17 protein-coding genes and 1 pseudogene are annotated in these 17,387 nt (G+C 68.2%); 3 read left to right on the plus strand and 15 right to left on the minus strand.

The window, feature by feature from the left end:
• Positions 1–38: 38 nt before the first annotated feature.
• From QM841_RS15060 to QM841_RS15080, 5 genes are read right to left on the minus strand one after another with little or no spacing between them, the layout of a single operon-like run.
• A complete protein-coding gene (locus tag QM841_RS15060) occupies positions 39–977 on the minus strand; it encodes a CopD family protein (protein ID WP_283332593.1) in 939 nt (312 codons plus the stop codon).
• Between the two features lie 5 nt (positions 978–982).
• Complete coding sequence (locus tag QM841_RS15065; RefSeq protein ID WP_283332595.1) at positions 983–1,516, minus strand: copper resistance CopC family protein; 534 nt, start codon at positions 1,514–1,516, stop codon at positions 983–985.
• Complete coding sequence (locus tag QM841_RS15070; protein ID WP_283332596.1) at positions 1,513–2,181, minus strand: YcnI family copper-binding membrane protein; 669 nt, start codon at positions 2,179–2,181, stop codon at positions 1,513–1,515. The genes QM841_RS15065 and QM841_RS15070 overlap by 4 nt, the downstream gene beginning before the upstream one ends.
• Before the next feature lie 40 nt (positions 2,182–2,221).
• Positions 2,222–2,740 carry a hypothetical protein gene (locus QM841_RS15075; RefSeq protein WP_283332598.1) on the minus strand — a complete coding sequence of 173 codons (519 nt, stop codon included), beginning with the start codon at positions 2,738–2,740 and terminating at the stop codon, positions 2,222–2,224.
• A gap of 18 nt (positions 2,741–2,758) precedes the next feature.
• Positions 2,759–3,412, minus strand: coding sequence for a DUF6474 family protein (locus QM841_RS15080; protein WP_280781925.1), 654 nt, complete (start codon positions 3,410–3,412; stop codon positions 2,759–2,761).
• A 162-nt stretch (positions 3,413–3,574) separates the two neighbouring features.
• Between QM841_RS15080 and QM841_RS15085 the strand changes: the two genes are divergently transcribed.
• Together QM841_RS15085 and QM841_RS15090 are read left to right on the plus strand one after the other, a co-directional pair.
• On the plus strand, positions 3,575–5,131 hold the full coding sequence (locus tag QM841_RS15085; protein WP_280781962.1) for a TM0106 family RecB-like putative nuclease: 1,557 nt from the start codon (positions 3,575–3,577) through the stop codon (positions 5,129–5,131).
• Between the two features lie 36 nt (positions 5,132–5,167).
• Entirely contained in the window at positions 5,168–5,842 is a 675-nt protein-coding gene (locus tag QM841_RS15090) for a YoaK family protein (RefSeq protein ID WP_280781924.1), read from the plus strand.
• Between the two features lie 51 nt (positions 5,843–5,893).
• On the opposite strand, the gene QM841_RS15095 is transcribed toward QM841_RS15090, so the two are convergent.
• The 7 genes and pseudogenes from QM841_RS15095 to QM841_RS15125 form a co-directional block, all read right to left on the minus strand.
• Entirely contained in the window at positions 5,894–6,571 is a 678-nt protein-coding gene (locus tag QM841_RS15095; RefSeq protein WP_283332599.1) for a hypothetical protein, read from the minus strand.
• A gap of 112 nt (positions 6,572–6,683) precedes the next feature.
• The gene (locus QM841_RS15100; protein WP_283332601.1) at positions 6,684–8,969 is read right to left on the minus strand and encodes a TPR repeat domain-containing protein; all 2,286 of its coding nucleotides are present in this window, start codon (positions 8,967–8,969) and stop codon (positions 6,684–6,686) included.
• Complete coding sequence (locus QM841_RS15105) at positions 8,966–9,301, minus strand: hypothetical protein (protein ID WP_280781921.1); 336 nt, start codon at positions 9,299–9,301, stop codon at positions 8,966–8,968. The genes QM841_RS15100 and QM841_RS15105 overlap by 4 nt, the downstream gene beginning before the upstream one ends.
• A 38-nt stretch (positions 9,302–9,339) precedes the next feature.
• Complete coding sequence (locus QM841_RS15110; RefSeq protein WP_283332603.1) at positions 9,340–11,157, minus strand: zinc ribbon domain-containing protein; 1,818 nt, start codon at positions 11,155–11,157, stop codon at positions 9,340–9,342.
• Positions 11,158–11,468: 311 nt separating this feature from the next.
• Positions 11,469–11,657 (minus strand): hypothetical protein, encoded by a 189-nt coding sequence (locus QM841_RS15115; RefSeq protein ID WP_241962292.1) that lies wholly within the window; start codon positions 11,655–11,657, stop codon positions 11,469–11,471.
• Positions 11,658–11,876: 219 nt separating this feature from the next.
• Positions 11,877–12,506, minus strand: a pseudogene (locus tag QM841_RS15120) (class I SAM-dependent methyltransferase).
• Between the two features lie 88 nt (positions 12,507–12,594).
• Entirely contained in the window at positions 12,595–13,362 is a 768-nt protein-coding gene (locus tag QM841_RS15125) for an SDR family NAD(P)-dependent oxidoreductase (RefSeq protein WP_005562584.1), read from the minus strand.
• Positions 13,363–13,530: 168 nt separating this feature from the next.
• Between QM841_RS15125 and QM841_RS15130 the strand changes: the two genes are divergently transcribed.
• Entirely contained in the window at positions 13,531–13,878 is a 348-nt protein-coding gene (locus tag QM841_RS15130; protein WP_283332604.1) for a hypothetical protein, read from the plus strand.
• A 9-nt stretch (positions 13,879–13,887) separates the two neighbouring features.
• On the opposite strand, the gene QM841_RS15135 is transcribed toward QM841_RS15130, so the two are convergent.
• Genes QM841_RS15135 through QM841_RS15145 form a run of 3 tightly spaced genes read right to left on the minus strand, consistent with a single transcriptional unit; the run spans position 13,888 to position 17,366 of the window.
• Complete coding sequence (locus tag QM841_RS15135; RefSeq protein WP_283332605.1) at positions 13,888–14,235, minus strand: UBP-type zinc finger domain-containing protein; 348 nt, start codon at positions 14,233–14,235, stop codon at positions 13,888–13,890.
• Positions 14,228–15,676, minus strand: coding sequence for an ATP-binding protein (locus QM841_RS15140; protein WP_283332606.1), 1,449 nt, complete (start codon positions 15,674–15,676; stop codon positions 14,228–14,230). The genes QM841_RS15135 and QM841_RS15140 overlap by 8 nt, the downstream gene beginning before the upstream one ends.
• A 13-nt stretch (positions 15,677–15,689) precedes the next feature.
• Positions 15,690–17,366, minus strand: a complete 1,677-nt coding sequence (locus QM841_RS15145; RefSeq protein ID WP_280781916.1) for an NAD(P)/FAD-dependent oxidoreductase — start codon at positions 17,364–17,366, stop codon at positions 15,690–15,692.
• Positions 17,367–17,387: the final 21 nt, after the last annotated feature.

Consider the following 17,387-nt stretch of genomic DNA (forward strand, 5'->3'; position numbering starts at 1 on the left):
TACTTATTAACCGCCGCACGTTAATAAGTACTCACGGGTCAGGCGGTGGTGGCAAGGGCGGCGGCGAGACCGAACGGAACGGCCATCACCACCACCTCCACGATCGCCCGTCGCAGGGACCCCTCGGCGCTGATCCGGTGCGCGGCCGCCTGCCCGACCCACGTTCGCCGCCACCACCAGCCGAGCCCGAGGAGCGCCGCCAACGCCACCGCCTTGGCGAGCACGATGCGGCCGTAACCGGTGTCGAACAGCGGCGTCACCCCGCCCAGCCGGACCGCGGCGTCGACGATCCCGGTCGCGGTCAGCAACCACACGCACCGCCACGCGACGACGGAATACCGCGGCAGCCACGACGACCAGTCCCCGCGCGACCGGAGCGTCAGACCGAGGGCGGCGAGGAGCCCGAACCACACGGCGGCGGCGAGGGCATGGACGACGTCGAGGACCGAGCCGAGAACTTGCTGAGACATGTGGCCGGTGATCGGGCGGGCCACCAGGGCGAGCGCCGCGAGTACCAGAACGGGCACGGGGAGCCGGGCGTCGGTGCGGCGGAACGCGACCGCCGACCACGCGGTGGCTGCGGCCGTGCACACGAGAACGGCGAGGTCGACGCGTCCCGCGCTGATCTCGGTCACGTACGCGCCGAACCGTCCGACCGACAGCTCGGACAACCCCAGGGCGTCGGCCTCCGCCGCCGTCATCGACAGCAGCACCGCCTCGGCGAGCATCCACGCACCGGCGACCGCGGTCGACAACCGCCACAGCCGTTGGTCCCGCACGAGGGGACGGTTGTCCGCGCGACTCCACCAGCCCAGTGCGGCGAGGCCGAGCACCGCCGAACCGAGCACCAGGCACAGCGCCCGGACGGCGCTCGACGGTGAGGGGTCTTCCGGTTGCGCCAACGCCCAACCGCCCGCGACCCCGACGAGCGATGTGGGTACGGCGAACAGCAGCCAGGACTGTCGCGCCGTACCCACCGTGCTCAGTTCTCGCCGCGAGGCTTGCGGAGCGCGAACCACAGTCCGCCGCCGAACACGAGCACACCGGCAACGATGAACGGCCACAGCGGAACTCCGCCGCTGCCGGAGTCACCCGAGCTGTCCGCTGCGGCGCCGGGCGTGCCCGACCCCTCCTCGGTGAGGGTGAACGTGCGGGTTCCGCTCACCGGATGCCCGTCGGCCGACGTGACGCGGAACGCGACGGTATACACACCGGCCGGTCCCAGTTCGCCGAGTTCGGCACTGACCGTGGGCCCCTCGACGGCCGGGTCACCCTTGGTCCACAGGTTGCCGTCGGGCCCCACCACGGTGAGGGACGCGAACGATTCCTGCAGCGCCTCGTTGAACGTGACGCTCACCCGTTCCGGGCCGGCCGCGATCTCCGCGCCGTTCTCGGGGGTGGAGCTGATCACGACGGAATGGGCGACCGCGGTGCCGGCCCCGAGCATGCTCGCGAGCATGGTCAGGAGCCCGACCGCGATCACCTTCACCGACGTGAAAGTGGTGCGTCTTCTCATGAGCGACGGCTCCGGACCATGGCACCGAGGCCGAGGGCCGCACCGAGCGCGCCGAGGACCAGGCCGATGCCGCCCAGCCAGCGGGCGGTGTCGTCGGTGCCGGACGCCGTCGTCTCGGTCTCCTCGGACGTCGTGGCGCCGCCCGCGTCGTGGCTGTGGTCTTCACCGCTCGCCGCGGCCAGTGTGAGCGTGGGTGCCGGCTTGCCGGGCTCCGCGCCGTCGGCACCGACCGCCTGATCCCAGTTGACGACCTCGCCGTCGCTGTACGTCTGGGCGGCCGGGAACGACACCTCGTCCTGCTCCGGCAGCGGTCCGGCGGACAGTTCGAACTGCTGGAACTGGCCGGGCGCCACACCGACACCGGGGTCGGCGGTCCACGTCACGGACTTTGCGAGCTTGGACGTCGGGTCCTTCTCGACGACGGACGTCCACCCCGGCAGCGGTGTGGTGCGGGCCGACTTCAGGTCGGGGAGCGTGACGGTCAGCTTGGTGGTGGACGCCGTCTCGGATTCGGTGGGAACGCGGAACGTCAGGACGGAGTAGCCACCCTGCTCGGCTCCGGGGGCGACGACGGTCACGTGGGCGGCCGCGACACCGGCCGCGAGCAGCATGGCGCCACCGGCGGCACCGGCCGTGAAAAGGGCACGGGAAACGAGGGAATTCATCGAAGGTCCTTTGAGGGTCTGAACGGAGAAGAGGTGAGAGTCAGACCGGGACCGGGGGACCGCGACGCGAAATGCTCGCGCGCAGCAGGGCGACCACGGGATTCGCGGGACGCGCGGGGACGTGTGCCGTGGTCACCGCCGAGACGGGCTGCGGTGCGCCGCGGAGCACCACCCGCCAGACGTGAACGAGGGGGCCGTACAGACGCTCGGCGTTCGCGACCAGCAGGGCGCAGATCGCGGTGGCGGCCGCGTGCGCGGCGAGCATCGGCACGGCCGGGACCACCGAGTGCACGTGCGAGGTGAGCGTCAGTGCGAAGTGTCCGGCCACCTGGCCGACACCGAGGGCACCCATCAGCGCGAGCGGTCCGTGGAAGCGGGCGGGCAGTTGCGCGGTGACCGCACCGACACCGCTGCACGTGACGAGCAGCAGGGTCAGCGCGGCGGATTCGGGGAGGCCGCCCCCGCCGATGCCGTGCGCGGCGACCGCGAGAGCGGCCACGAGCGCGCCGACCGCCGAGCCCCGAAGGGTGGCGGTCGCGGCGGGGCGGGCAGGGGACATTGCGGTGGGTCGGGTCGTTCAGCGCACGCCGAGGCGGGCGAGGAGATCGGCTTCGACTCCGTCGAGTTCGGACGAGATGGCGTGATGAGCGGCCTTGCGGCGGGCCTGCGGCATCTGCTCGGCCGCGCGGACGGCGGTGCTCAGATCACCGAGGCGCTCACGGATCGCGGCGGCGAACTTCTGCGTCTCCGCGTCGTCCGGCTTCTGCCCGAGGATCTCCGTGGTGGAGCTTTCGGCACCGGCGATGCGGGCGCTGAGCTTGGCGCCGTGCCCGGTGAAGTTGGCGAGCTGGTCGATGTCGACGCCCATCCGGTCGGCACGGCGGGCATCGATCTGCCCGCGCACGACCGTGGCGGCCCGGTAGGCGATCGGCAGCAGCACCGGCGTCAGCAGGCGTGCGACACCGAGGTACTTGCGGACGGCGGCGACCGTGAAACCCTTCTGGGCCGCGGCCTTCTCCTCGGCCTTCAGCGCAGCGATCTGAGCCTTCTCGACCTTCTTCAGTGACTTCAGCTCGGCAGCCTCGAGCTTGCGGCCGGCCTTGGCGGACTGCTTGTCGCGCTTCCGTTCGTTCTTCGCGCTCAGCTTCGCCTCCACTCCGGCCTTGTGCCTGAGTGCCTTGGCTTCCGCCTTGCGGGTGGCTCGGGACTTACGTTTCTTGAACAACCCCATCGAAAAGACCCCTTTTCCTGGTGTTTCAGCGCAGCCCACGCTACCAACTGCATCCGGTGCTTCGGGATCAGCCTAGGGGAGCACATAATCTTCGTCATCGTGTGTTCCCATATCGGTCAGCAATCAGAACCCGACGCCTCTCCCGGAAAGGCGTCGGGGACGGTGATCGATGCCAGCGCACTGACGCGGTGCCGCCACCGGGTGCACCTCGATGCGGCGTTCCCCGACCAACTCGCGGCCGCGCCCGAGGATCCGGGCGTCCGCCAGCGTCAGGATGCCGCCGCCGCCAAGCGTGAAGACGTCCGCCGGATCCTCACCGGCCACGCACCGGAACGGTGGGTGCAGATCGACACCGAGCAGAGCCTGCGCCTGCGGGCCGAGGACACCCTGGCCGCGTGCGAGGCGGGCGCCGACCGCATCTGGGGAGCCGTGCTCCCACTCGACCGGGACGCCGGCCGGCGGGCGCGCTGCGAGATCCTCATCCGTGACGAGGACCACGGCGGGTACATCCCCGTGATCGTCGTCAATCACAAGGTCACCGATCCCGGCCGCGGCGCGCTGACGTCGGACATGTTCGAGTGGCGACCGCGGGAGGACGCGACGCGGAAGCCGCGCAGCCAGGTCCGCGACCAGATGCGCGTCGCGCAGGTGTATCGGATGCTCGAGCGGCACGGGTTCGCGAGTCCGGCCCTGGTGGCCGGCGCGATCGGCTACGGCTCCGACGTCATCTTCGTGCACGACCTCACCACCATCCTCGACGACTACGACGAACGCTTCGCCGACCGGCTCGCCGTCGCCCGCGGGGAATCGGCGACCGTGCCGTCGAGGATCGGCGAATGCCGTTCCTGCCCGTGGTGGCCCGGGTGCGAGGAGCAGTTGACCCAGACACACGACGTGAGCCTGGTGGCCACCGGTTCCCGCGCCGACATGCTGCGCGACGCGGGCTGCCACACCATCGACGACCTCGCGGCGTGGGACCGCGAACCGCTCGAGGACTGGCCGCACGGCGCGTTCGAGGACGCCGTCGTCACCGCGAAGGCGTGGCTCGCGGGAGCACCGCTGGTGCGACGGTTCCCGGAGATCCGGGTGACCCGCGCGGACGTCGAGGTCGACGTCGACATGGAGAGCTACCAGGAACACGGCGCCTACCTGTGGGGCACGCTGCTCAACGTGGACGGGGTGTCGGCGTACCGGCCGTTCGTCAGCTGGGACCCGGTGCCGACGCAGGACGAGGCGCGGTCGTTCGCCGAATTCTGGACGTGGCTGATGGCCGAGCGGGAAGCGGCGGCGCTGAGCGGCAGAACCTTCGCCGCGTACTGCTATTCGCGGTCCGCGGAGGACAAATGGTTGCTGGACTCCGCCCGCCGGTTCGCCGGGACACCCGGCATCCCCACCGAGGCCGAGATCCGGGAATTCATCGACAGCCCACAATGGGTCGACATCTACCAGGCCATCAGCGACCAGTTCATCTGCCCGGGCGGCAAGGGCCTCAAGAAGATCGCCCCGGTCGCCGGATTCCGGTGGCGCGACGCCGACGCCAGCGGTGAAGCGTCGATGAGCTGGTACCGCGAAGCCGTCGGCTACGACGGCGAACCCGACCTCACCCAGCGCGAACGACTGCTGCAATACAACGAGGACGACGTCATCGCCACGAAAGTACTGCGCGAATGGATGTCGGATCGGGCCGAGAAGGAGATCCCGCTCGCGTCCGACCTCTAGGCTGCAAAGCAGGCCCGATTCGGTAGGGGTGGTCAGGTGGAGGTGCCGAAGACATCCACGACGCTGCGGTTCGCTCTGCTCCTCACCGCCGCGGGCGGCTTCCTCGACGCCTACACCTACATCAGCCGCGGCGGCGTCTTCGCGAACGCCCAGACCGGCAACGTCATCCTCATGGCCATCGACCTGTCGGAGCGTCACTTCCACGCCGCCCGGGCCCACCTGTGGCCGATCCTCGCGTTCATCGTCGGTGTCGCGTTCGCACACCTGCTCAAGAGCGAACTCGCCCACAGCGTCTTCGACCACCCGATACGGATCGCCATGGTCGCGCAGATCGTCGTACTCGTCGCGGTCGCGTTCGTTCCCGCAAACGTCCCCAATGCGCTGGTCACCGTTCCCATTGCGTTCGTCGCGGCCATGCAGTTCGGCCTGTTCCGCACCATCGGGTCGCTGTCGTACATCGCCGTCGCCACCACCGGCAACCTCATGCGGTTCACCGAGTCGGCGTATGCCGGATTCATCGAGAAGGTCCCCGAATCGCGTCAGCACACCCGGGTGTACGCCGCCATCGTCAGCAGCTTCGCCGGTGGGGCCGTCGTCGGAGCATTCGCCACCCGCTACTTCGGCGGATCCGCCGCCTGGATCCCCGCCGCCCTCCTGTGTGGAGCCCTCGTGCTGTTCTACATCGACGACAGGCGGCGCCGCCGCCTGTGAGCGGTCGACGAGTGCCTGGACTCCTCAACCGCGCACGGGCGGCGAAGCCGGCTACTCGGAATTCGCGGGCCCGATCCACTCCGGATACTGCACGGCAACAGGCATGGTCGGCGGTTCGAACCCGGCAGGCGGCACGAGGTTGCCGGACGCATTCGGGGCGAACGCCGGGAACTGCTGCTGCCACCAGTCCGTGCAGCCCTGTGGAATGACATCACCATTCAGCCGACGCAGGTAATGGAGCTTGGTGATCTTCCAGCCCTCGAACACATTCCACGTCGGTACCCGATGCGCGCGGGGATCCTGCTGGGCGGGGTCGGTGTCAGGAACACCCGGCTGTCCGGGGTCGTCGGCAGTGCGCTCGAGTTCGACCCGGAACGCCATGTTGAGTGGATTGAGCGAGATATTCGTACCGTTCTGCGGGAAAAGGTAGTAGTTGCACACCGTTGCCGCAAGTGTGGTCTCGGTGGACTCATAGGCACTGATATGCGCGAAGCTCGTTCCCGGAGCCTGCGAATCGTTCTCGGGTTCGAGTGCGGTCATGAAGGACTCGATGTCGGGATCACCATGATGAGCCTCGCCACCCACCGCTCTGCCGAAACCTGGATACGAGTTCTCGAGACCCACGAATGCCGTGTAGTCGCCGGCCTCGTAGCTTGCTCGTACCAATTCGGCGCCCCGGCCGAACAGGTCGATCCCCTGATCGGCTGACCAGACGTTGGAATACAGCACTTCTCGTCCTTGTGCGGCTGGTGCCGGTGCCGGTTCATTGCTCGGGTTCGTCCCGCATCCTGATGCGAGCATCAGCGTCGCCGCCGCTGACCACCCGATCCGCGCTCCGCGGTTACCCGTCATTGCGGACCACATCGTCGTACCCGTTTCGGATGCGCTCGCCATTGCCGTCAGCGGGATCTCCGAGATGGTTGAACATGTCTTGGTAACCATCTTTCATCCGCAGATCCAGGTCGGGATTCGACCTCACGTCATCCCACGACAGGAGATTTCCGGACCCGTCGAACGCCCATGGGTACTCCTGACGGAATGACTCGGGAAGAACGGGTGCGGCTCGGATGATGTTGTAGTAGTCGCGGTAGAAGTCAGGAGCCTCCAGGGGAACGGATGGTGCCGGCCCCGGCGCTTTGCCGATGATGGCGTCCTTCAACGGGTCGCCGCCGGCGTCGATCATGGTGTTGATGAACTCCCCGCCGGGCAGTCGGTCCAGGCCTACGGAGCCGACGCTGGTGAGCGCACCGTAGGCCGCGGCCTTGCGGTCGTAGATGGCCTGCGCCTGCTCGGCCTTGTCGCTGTAGCTGTCCTCGGTCGAGAGGAGTAGCCCCCGGTCCATGAGGCCGTGGATTCGGCCGGCGGCGGAGAGGTCGCCACCGGCCAGGGGTGCCGACGGGTCGTGCGCGTACCGGCCCTCGGCGGCGAGGATTTCCTGCATCGAGGACTGGGTGAAATGTGTACCCGCCTCCGGGTCGGTGTTCATGACGGCGACGACGTTCGACGAGCCGCCGAAGTGGTTGTTGTCGGCCGGGTCTGCCCAAGTGCCGATGTCGAATCCGGGGTTCTCCGGTCTGCCGGCACCCGCGAGATCGCCGATGTACGGACTCATGCTGTGAGACACGGTCCGAAGGAGGTCCGCATTGATCTCCCCGACGGATTGCCCGTTGGTTCCGGGTATTCCCCTCAGCGTGTCCCAGTCGGTACTCATGTTCTCGGCGACGGCCGACATGATCTGCCCGCTGCGTGTGGCGGATACGACGTCGGCTCGATTGTCGGGGTCCTCGACTGTGGCCTCGGCGACGCCGAACTGGAACATCGATGCTGCCGATTGCCCGTTGTCGGACCAGTTGTGCGTGAGGACGTCGCGAACCAGGTTCTGGCCGGTGTCGGGATGGGTGACAGCGTTCTCGACGGCGATCTTGTCGTCGCCGACGGCGGTGAAGATGCTTTCGGTGATCGCCGTGTTCTCGGTACCTCGACCGTCGACTGTGAAGTACTCGAACGTGTGGTTGGGGTTCTGCTCGTGCGCAACCTGGGCGTCGAGGTACTGGCGACCCACCTCCAGCAGGTGCTGATCGAGGCTGCTGCCGTTCTTGTATTGCGCATCGCCGGCCTGGACGATGTGCGCGATGGCCTGGTTGTCGGCGACACCGTTCAGTTCGACGCTGGCTGCGCCGGTGGATCCGACCATCTTGAAATCGAGGTTCACGAGGTCGTCGCGGGTCAGCGATTCGCGCATCTTGTCGGGTAGCAGGTTCAGGCCGCCGTTGGTCGGCACCTGCGAGTCGCCTGTGACGGTGGCGGTGACCTTGTCGTTCGACACGATCTGGAGTGAGTTCGCCAGGGCGCGCCCCGAATCCGAGGGCAGTTGGTCGATGATCTGCTGGATCTCCTGCGGGCTTTTTCCATCCAGCGACCGGCTGATCTGGTTCAGATACTCCATCTGAGACACAGGGACTGTCGCGGTGTTGCCGGAGTTCACGGCGTCGAGTTGTCCGGATGTCAGTTCCCCGGCCTCAATCAGCCGCCGGACCTGCTCTGGATCCATTCCGGCGGGATCGGACACGAGTTGCGTCCCGTCGGACGCGCCTTGATCGGAGCCCAGTGCCGCGGCTGAAGTGAAGGTGGCCCGTAATCCGTCGCGAGCCGAATTGAGCGCAGCCTTGACGCTCGCGTCGGCGGTCTCCGTCGCCGACGCCGCGTCGACGATCTCGCGTTGCCATCCGGTCATCTCGGTCACGCGATCGTTGTCGGGATCGGGGTTCGCGGGATCGGTGACGGTCAAGTCGTCGGCTACACGGAAACCCGCAGACTCCGCGGCCGTGATCGCCATCCGTGCGCGCTGCAGGGGCGCGTCCACATCGTGGAAACCCTGTTTCGCGCGGTTGGCGAGAGCTTCGAGTTGATCCACCACCACAAGGGCTGTCTTCTTGTCGGCGTTCGCTCTGTTCTGGGCGGCCTCGGCGGTCTTACCCTCCCAGTAGGCGTCGTTGACCTTGGTCACGCCGTCGACGTATCGAGTGAAGAGATCTTCGACCTTGGTGCCGAGGGCGATCCAGGCGTCACCGATCTCGGTCAGCGTCGAGGGATTCCAGGATTCGATCTGGCTCCGGGTGATGCTCATGCGTCACCGCTCCAGTCGCCCGTTGCGTTCGTGTAGGCAGTAACGAATCGGTCGGCCGACGATTCGTCCTGGCTGCGGTACTCCTGCGCAACGTGGATCATCACGTCCCCGGTCTCGCCGAGTCTTTCCTTGATCGCTGGGACAAGCGCTCCATCAACGAGATCCGCCGAGATCCCGGCCGCCTCGATGACCGAGGACATCACGCCCCCCACGCTCGACATGAACGGTCCCGCCGCCGGGCCGGTTCTCAAACCGCTCGCCTCGTCGGCAAGCCCGTGCAAGGTTCCCCCCAGCTTTTCGAGCTCATCCAGATCAGCTTTCAACGTTCCCACGAAGCCCCCCTCGTCTGTTCACGAATCGAGAGCAGCGTCTACATAGATCTCATACTATCTGCCACTCGTGTAGCAGACTGTAGAGGTGTATGTGTGTCACGGCTACCCGCATCACCGTGCGGTGGTGTGGGTTTGACCGTGTCCCACACCGACGCTTGTGGTGCAGGAACATGCTGTTTCGGAGTCACCCCCAACCACGGTGTTGCGGCAGGGAGGCTGTGGCGGACCCGGCGATGCCGTGCTCTGCTCGGGGTGGGATTGTTCTTGTCCCGGCACTTGCGCACCGGCGCATGCTCGGCGACCCGGATCGTAGGCATCTGACCACGCCGCCGGGTGACCTTGTTTCTGGCGAGCAGCGCGCGTTTGGCCAGGTTCACCCCCGCCACGTGGTCCCGGTTGCCGCCGACCCGGCAACGTGGGCACCACGCGTCGTGATAGCCGCCGGGACGTGCAAGCGGTTCGTTGCAGCCCGGACACTGTGCGGAGGAGCCTCGGGCGGGCACCGAGACCACCGTGATGCCGGCACCGGCGGCGGTGTGGGCGAGGGCGGCGACGGCTTGGCGGCGGGCGGACTGCGCGGCCCGATTGTTGTTGACCTGTCCGTGTCCGCGGGTCTCGAGGGTGGTGAGATTCTCCACCGCGATCACCTGCGCGCCGGCTGCGGCGGCGTAGTCGGTGACCTGGCGGGCGAAGTCGAAGGCCAGTTCCCGGTTGATCCTCCCCCTCTTGATACCCACCGCCGTGCGATGCTCGTCGAGGACGGCGATCTTCGCCTGCAACTCGGCGCGGACCTCCGGTAGAGCGGTGGCGGCCAGCCGTGTCAACCGGGCCGCCTTGCGGTGCAGCAGCTGGCCTTCGGCCTGCAGGCGGGCCAGTTTGATCCCGAGGCCGCGGTCGTCGTAGGTCCAACCCCGGTAATCTGAGGACAACCCGCCGGAACCCTCTGCCACGATGGCGGCGGCACCCAGAGTGGTCGGTGACCAATCCACCCCCACAGCGATCGTGGCCGAGTTCAGGGCGGCTGCCGGGACGAGTGCGGTCGCGGCGCACCGCCACAGCAGGCCCCGGCGGTCGAGGACCAGGGTCGGCAGATGCCAATCAGTGATCGCCCTGCCGTACAGATGCGCAGGGATGGTCGCGGTCAGTCGGACACTGCGCCACTGCGCCCGCCCCGCCGGGGCGGGGCAGGTCGGCAACTTCACCGTCAACACCAGCTCACGGTCTGCCACGGTGATCTGCGCGAGTTGCTGATCGGCGGCCGACAGTTGGGCCATCGCCGCCATCCGGGGTGGTTCCTGTATTTCGGTGATCCGCAACGGGCCGGCCGGTGCCCCGCCGTCCCTGCGTAAGCGTGCGGCGAGCTGGCGTCGCACTCCTCGAGCGAAACCCGAGGGTACATCGTCGCCCGGCCCGGTCGGCGGGGACACAACCCCGGTGGCCGGATCGAATCGGGCCGACAGTGCCGTGATCGCGGTGTCCCGATAGGCCAGGGTCCGCAAGGTCGCGACCACCTGCGCCGTCACCACCCGGCTCACCCGCGACGGCACATAGACCCCGTCCGGGTAGATCGGAGTCCAGCCGAGACGGGCCGCGGCGACATGACCTTGCGCGGGCAGCCTGCGGTCCTGCCGGTCACGGCCGGCGGCGAGCACATCGAACGTCGCCGGCTGCCACAGCCGCGACACCAACCCGGCGCCGGCCGCGGTGATCAGGTCGAGCAGCCACCCCACCCGGGTGTCGACGTCGTCGAGGCCGATCGGCTCGCCGGTCGCGTCGTCGACCGCCACATGGGCGCGGGTGGTCACCGAAAACTGCCGCGCCGCAACCGCAGTCCGACGATCCCCGCTGGTACTCATCGGTTACCCCGACCCCAACCGGGCTGCGGCATCGCCCCGGCGCCTGCGCCGATTCCGCTGCGAGCGCAGCCGGCGGCACCGGCCGGGAAGCGACACCACCAACACCCATGCAGTCATCAACCAGCTCCTCTACCAGCGACTCATCGCCCCGATCGCGCCCAACCCGGACAGTAACCCCCACCTATGACAAGTAACGCTCGATCCGCGCCACCGACGAACCCAGCCAACCGATCTCGCCGCACCACCCGCACCGCCGTGCATCGGCCCTCGGCTGCGTCCTCGAGCATCCCGCCGCGTCCCATCCGCTGCCCCTAGCCGCGGTCCTCGGAGGCCGGGTGCACCACACCACCGGCACTATCCCGCAGCGTCTTCTCCCGGTTCTCCAGCGATGCCTCTTGCCCGGTGGAGACAGGAACCCGGTAACACTGCGCCTCCACCCGGGCCGGCGCCACCGCCACCGAACCCGACGCGCGCCTGCCCGGGTAGACGTCCAGATCCACGCGATCAAACACCTGATGTCCCGCACCGGTACGCCGAAACCCGCAACCGACCCTCCGACGCCGCCGAACGCACACTAGCCACCGACGTGCCCAGGTACTCCGCGGCCTCCCCAATCCGCCTGCCGCAGAAAGTAGTAGATACTACGAGATAGTCATGGAATTTCGATCAACAGCGGGAAGCCTAGCGTCCCGTGCGTGCCCGACGAGTCCCTGGACTCCTCAACCGCGCACGGGTGGCGAAGCCGCAACTCCGAGGGAATAGGCGCCGACGATCTTCGGCGCGGATGTCTCGTAGAACCGGTCGAGGTCCTGGACGTCGAATCCGGCGTTCGTCACCAGGGTGGGAATGTCGCGGGTGAGGTGGCACCCACCGGCGACGGCCTTCTGGATCGGTTCGAGCCGGCGCTGCCACCGCTGGACGTTGGCGTCCGGCGCGAGACCGTGCTCGACGAAATGCAGTGTGCCGCCAGGTTTCAGGACGCGTCGGACCTCCCGGAGTGCGGCGTCGACGTCCGGGATGGTGCACATCGTCCACGTCGACAGTGCGGTGTCGAAACTGTTGTCCGGGAAGGGGAGTGACTGGCCGTCCAGACCGGACCGCTCGACCGGTGTCGTCGACGCCGCCAGCCGCTTGCCCGCCAGCTTCCAGCCGAGGTCGGCGGGTTCGACGGCGCTCACCGAATCGACGGCGGCCGGGTAGAACGGGACGTTGAGACCCGACCCGAATCCGATCTCCACCACGCGCCCGTGCAGACCGGCGCAGACGCGTCATCGCGTCGGCTCCGTGAACTTCATCCCGCAACTGATGTCGACGAGCCGCGGAACGATCCGGTCCGAGTAGAAACCCATGCCCACCTCCCAGCGAAGGGCGCTTCGCGCCCCGTGCGCCTTTGTGGTAGCTGGAGCAACCAAAAAGGCGCACGGGTGGCGGAGCCGCCTACCGCGGCGCCATGCGCAGAGCGCCGTCCATACGAATGGTCTCACCGTTGAGGTAGTCGTGTTCGACGATCATCTGGGCGAGCTGTGCATACTCTGCGGGCTGACCGAGGCGCGAGGGGAACGGCACGCCCGCTTCGAGGCCCTTGCGGTATTCGTCGGTGACGCCGGCGAGCATCGGGGTGTCGATGATGCCGGGGGCGATGGTGTTGACGCGGATGCCGAACTGCGCGAGGTCGCGGGCGGCGGGGACGGTCATGCCGTGCACGCCACCCTTGGACGCGGAGTACGCGATCTGCCCGATCTGGCCCTCGAACGCGGCGACGGAGGCGGTGTTGATGATGACGCCGCGCTGCCCGGACTCGTCGACGGTGTCGGTCTTGGCGATGGCGTCGGCGGCGAGGCGCATGACGTTGAACGTGCCGAGCAGGTTGACCGTGATGACGGTGCGGAACAGTTCGAGGTCGTGGGGGCCCTTCTTCGACAGGATGCGCCCGGCCCAGCCGACGCCGGCACAGTTGACGACGATGCGCAGCGGCAGACCCGATTCGACGATCTTCTCGATCGCGGCCTGGACCTCGTCACCGCTGGTGACGTCGGTGGCGAGGAGGGTCACGCCGTCGGGGACGTTGTCACCGGCGCGCTCGATGGACTGCTGCAGGTCGAGTCCGAACACGGTGGCTCCGGCGTCGGCGAGACGCTTGGCGGTGGCGGCGCCGAGGCCCGAGGCCGCTCCGGTGACCAGTGCGGCGGTTCCCTGAATTTCCACAGTTCGCATCCTTACTTTCCCGGCGACCTCCGTTGGCCGACCCTGGTGACCTGCACCATAACGCCCGCTCGCTGTGACGGCAGCAGCGAGGGAAACGTGGTGGGCGGGGGACCGGGTAGTTTGTCTTCTCGCGCGGATCAGGGGACGCGCAGGACCGTAGGGGGACGGATGAGCGAGGACCGGCTCGAAGTGGATCGCGACGCGTTGGTGCGGTGCATCGCCGCGTGCGAGGTGTTGGCGGCCGACATGCAGGACCTGCGAGAGCGAGCGCATCGCGAACTTGCCCCCGAGAGCTTCGGTCTCGGTGAAACCCATCTGCGGTCGGCGGCAGACCTGGCAGCCCGGTTCCGGGCGACGGCGATCGGCGCCCCGGGCGTCGCCGTCGAGAACTCGGCGGTCGGGACGTTCGCGGCGCACGAGCGTTACGCGCTGGATCTGAAGGCGACGTTCGAAGCGGCGCTGGCCCGGTACGACGAGCAGGATGCGGCGACGGCACACCGCCTCGAGCAACTCTGACCACTCGCGTCAGTGAATGTGCTCCTGCCAGTCCGTCGGAACCCGAGGGGCGGGACCGGGGACGGTCTGGTCGATCGGATGATGTTGCGGCGGAGCAAGATCGGGGCCTTCGAAGGCAATCTCGGTGGCGTAGTTCCAGAACCAGTTCTCGCCCGGTTCGAAACTCCGCACGACGGGGTGCCCGGTGCCGGCGGCGTGCTTGGTGGCGTGCTGTTCCGGGGAGGAGTCGCAGCAACCGACATGGCCGCACTGCGCGCACCGGCGCAGGTGCACCCACCACCCGCCGTCGCTGTCGCACTCCGCGCACCCCTCTCCGCTCGGCGGCACGCTCGGGTCGATTCCCTCCAGCTCACCCATCTGAGGCTCCTTCCGCTGCTGCGACTTCGGGTTCGATCGGAATGCGGACCTGAAACCGGGTGTCGCCCGGTTCGGACTCCACGCGCAGGTCGCCGCGATGTTTCTTCACGACGATCCGCCACGAGATGTCGAGGCCGAGTCCGGTTCCCTCACCCACGGGTTTCGTCGTGAAGAACGGTTCGAAGATGCGCGACCGGATCTCCTCGGGCACACCCGGTCCGGTGTCGCCGATCTCGATGAGGGCCATGTCGCCGTCGCGGCGGGTGCGGACGGTGAGGGTGCCGTGGCCGTCCATGGCGGCGACGGCGTTGTCGATGAGGTTCGTCCACACCTGGTTGAGTTCCGCGGCGTACGCCGGGATCTGCGGCAGCGTCGGGTCGTACTCCTTCACCACCGTGACGGAGTCGCCGATCTTGCGGCCGAGCATCACCAGCGAGCTGTCGAGCAGTTCCCGCAGATCGACGCGCTGGTAGGGGGCACGGTCCATCTGCGAGTACTGTTTCGCTGCGTTCACCAGGGTGGAGACCCGGGCGGTCGAGTCGGCGATCTCGTTCATCAGCAGTTCGGTCTCGATGGTGTAGTTGAGCCAGCGGATCGCGCTCTCGACCATCGATTCGTCGTCGACGCTGGCGACGATCCGCTCGAGCCACGGCACGTCGAGACCTGCCTGCACGAACGTGGGCGCCAGGTCCCAGCCCCCGGAGACGCCGTGGTCGTCGAACCAGTCGCCGAGTTCGTCCTCACGGTCGGACGCTTCGAGCGGGGTCAGCGTCGGCGCCTTCGCGACCAGTTCGGCTGTTTCCTCCTGCAACCGGATCAACGTGGCCAGCGCCTGCCGGTCGTACACGCCCGAGGCGATCACGCTCAGTTTCTGCCGCATGTGCGACACCCGGTCGCGCAGCGACGCCGTCGCCCGGACCGCGGCGGCCGCCGGGTTGTTGAGCTCGTGCGTGAGCCCCGCCGACAGCGACCCCAGCGCGAGGAGGCGTTCCCGCTGATCGACGACCTGCTTCGCGTTCTGGTTGCCGAAGAACAGCCCCTCCAGCAGGTGCACGGCCATCGGGAACCATTCGCGCATCAGCTGCCCGAAGCGGTCGGCGTCGAGGACGAAGAACTTCGACGGGGCGGTGACGCGCATCGACGCGGTGTACGTCTGGGGTGCACGGTCACCGAGATACGACTGCCACGCCCCGGAGTACACGCCGCGCTGGGACGTCCGGCTGAACTCGATCTCCTCGCCGCCCGACAGTTTGCTCAGCACGAGCTCGCCTTCGATCAGCACGTAGAAGCACGTCGCGACCTCACCCTCCGCGAACACGGGGCCGGGTTCGATCAATTCGACGTGCCCTTTCTCGCAGAGCTGCTCGAGCTGGTGGTCGGTGAGCTTCTCGAAGAGGAACAACGTCCTCAGCTCGGGGGGATTGCACGGGAGTTGGGTCATGGTCTGCCCCTGGTCACGGTTGGCCGATGTAGCGGTGGACGAGCATCACGGCCATGGCGCCTTCCCCGACCGCCGACGCCACCCGCTTCGCCGATTCGGAGCGCACGTCGCCCGCCGCGAAGATCCCCGGGACGCTCGTCTCGAGGTGATGGGGGAGACGGTCGAGGGGCCAGCCGCTCGGTGGTTTCCCGTCGACGACGAGGTCGGGTCCGGACACGACGAACCCGTTCTCGTCCCGCGCGACGACACCCTCGAGCCATTCGGTCCGCGGGGCGGCGCCGATGAACAGGAACAGGAACCCGGCGTCGACGGTCTCCTCGTCGCCGGTCGCGTTGTTGCGCAGCCGGACCTTCTCGAGGTGACCCTCGCCCTCGACGCCGATCACCTCCGTGCACGGCCGGACGCGGATGCGCGGGTTCCGTTCGATCTGCTGGACGAGGTAGTACGACATCGAATCCTCGAGCGACTGCGCCCGGACGACGATGGTGACCGACCGGGCGCCCCGCGACAGGTAGACCGCCGCCTGTCCGGCGGAGTTGGCCCCGCCGACGATGTAGACGTCCTGGTCGGTGCAGCGGGCGGCCTCGGTGACGGCGGATCCGTAGTAGACGCCGCGACCGGTGAGGTCGTCGACTCCGGGAGCGGGGTGACGCCGGTAGGAGACGCCGGTCGCCAGGATCACCGTGTGCGCGTCGATGGTGTCGCCGTCCGCGAACCGGACGGTCCGCGCCGATCCGTTGACCTCGAGCGCCACCACGTCGCGGGTGGTGATCAGTTCGGCCCCGAATCGGGTGGCCTGCCTGCGGGCCCGTTCGGCGAGCTGCGCGCCGGACACGCCGTCGGGGAAACCGAGGTAGTTCTCGATGCGGGAACTCTGACCCGCCTGCCCGCCGGTTGCGGTCCGTTCGATCAGGGCGGTGCGCAAACCCTCCGAGGCGCCGTAGACGGCGGCGCCCAGGCCGGCCGGTCCGCCGCCGACGACGACGAGGTCGTAGAAGTTCTCCGACGGGTCGGTCCGGAGTCCGAGATGCCGTCCCAGTTCGGTGTCCGACGGCTCCACCAGGCATTCGCCGTCGGAACAGATCACCACGGGCAGTCGCCGGCCGTCCTCGCCTGCGGCGGTGAGCAGCCGCCCGCCCTCCGGCTCGTCCGACATGTACCAGCGGTACGACAGCTGGTTGCGGGCCAGGAACTCGCGCACTTCCGAGGACCGCGGCGCCCAGCGGTGACCCACGACCTTCGTCTCCTCGGCGGGGTGGTGATCCGACGACGCCCACGCCTCGAGCAGGGCGTCGACCACCGGGTACAGCTTCTCCTCGGGCGGGTCCCACGGTTTGAGCAGGTAGTGGTCGAGGTCGATGACGTTGATCGCCTCGATGGCCGCGTCGGTGTCGGCGTAGGCCGTGAGCAGCACGCGCCGCGCGACCGGATACAGGTCCATGGCCTTCTCGAGGAACTCGATCCCGCTCATCGACGGCATCCGGTAGTCCGCGAGGATCGCCGCGACGGGATCCCCGCGCAGCTTCATCTGCTTCATCGCGTCGAGTGCGGACTCGCCGGATTCGGCGCGGATGATCCGGTACTTCTCACCGTATCGGCGCCGCAGATCGCGGGCGACGGCGCGCGAGACCCCGGGATCGTCGTCGACGGTGAGAATCGCAGGCTTGCCGCTCGCTACGGGATGGTTCACACACGCCCTCTCGTCCGTGAG

Source organism: Rhodococcus sp. IEGM 1307, from assembly GCF_030056915.1.
Taxonomy (GTDB): Bacteria; Actinomycetota; Actinomycetes; order Mycobacteriales; family Mycobacteriaceae; genus Rhodococcus_F; species Rhodococcus_F opacus_D.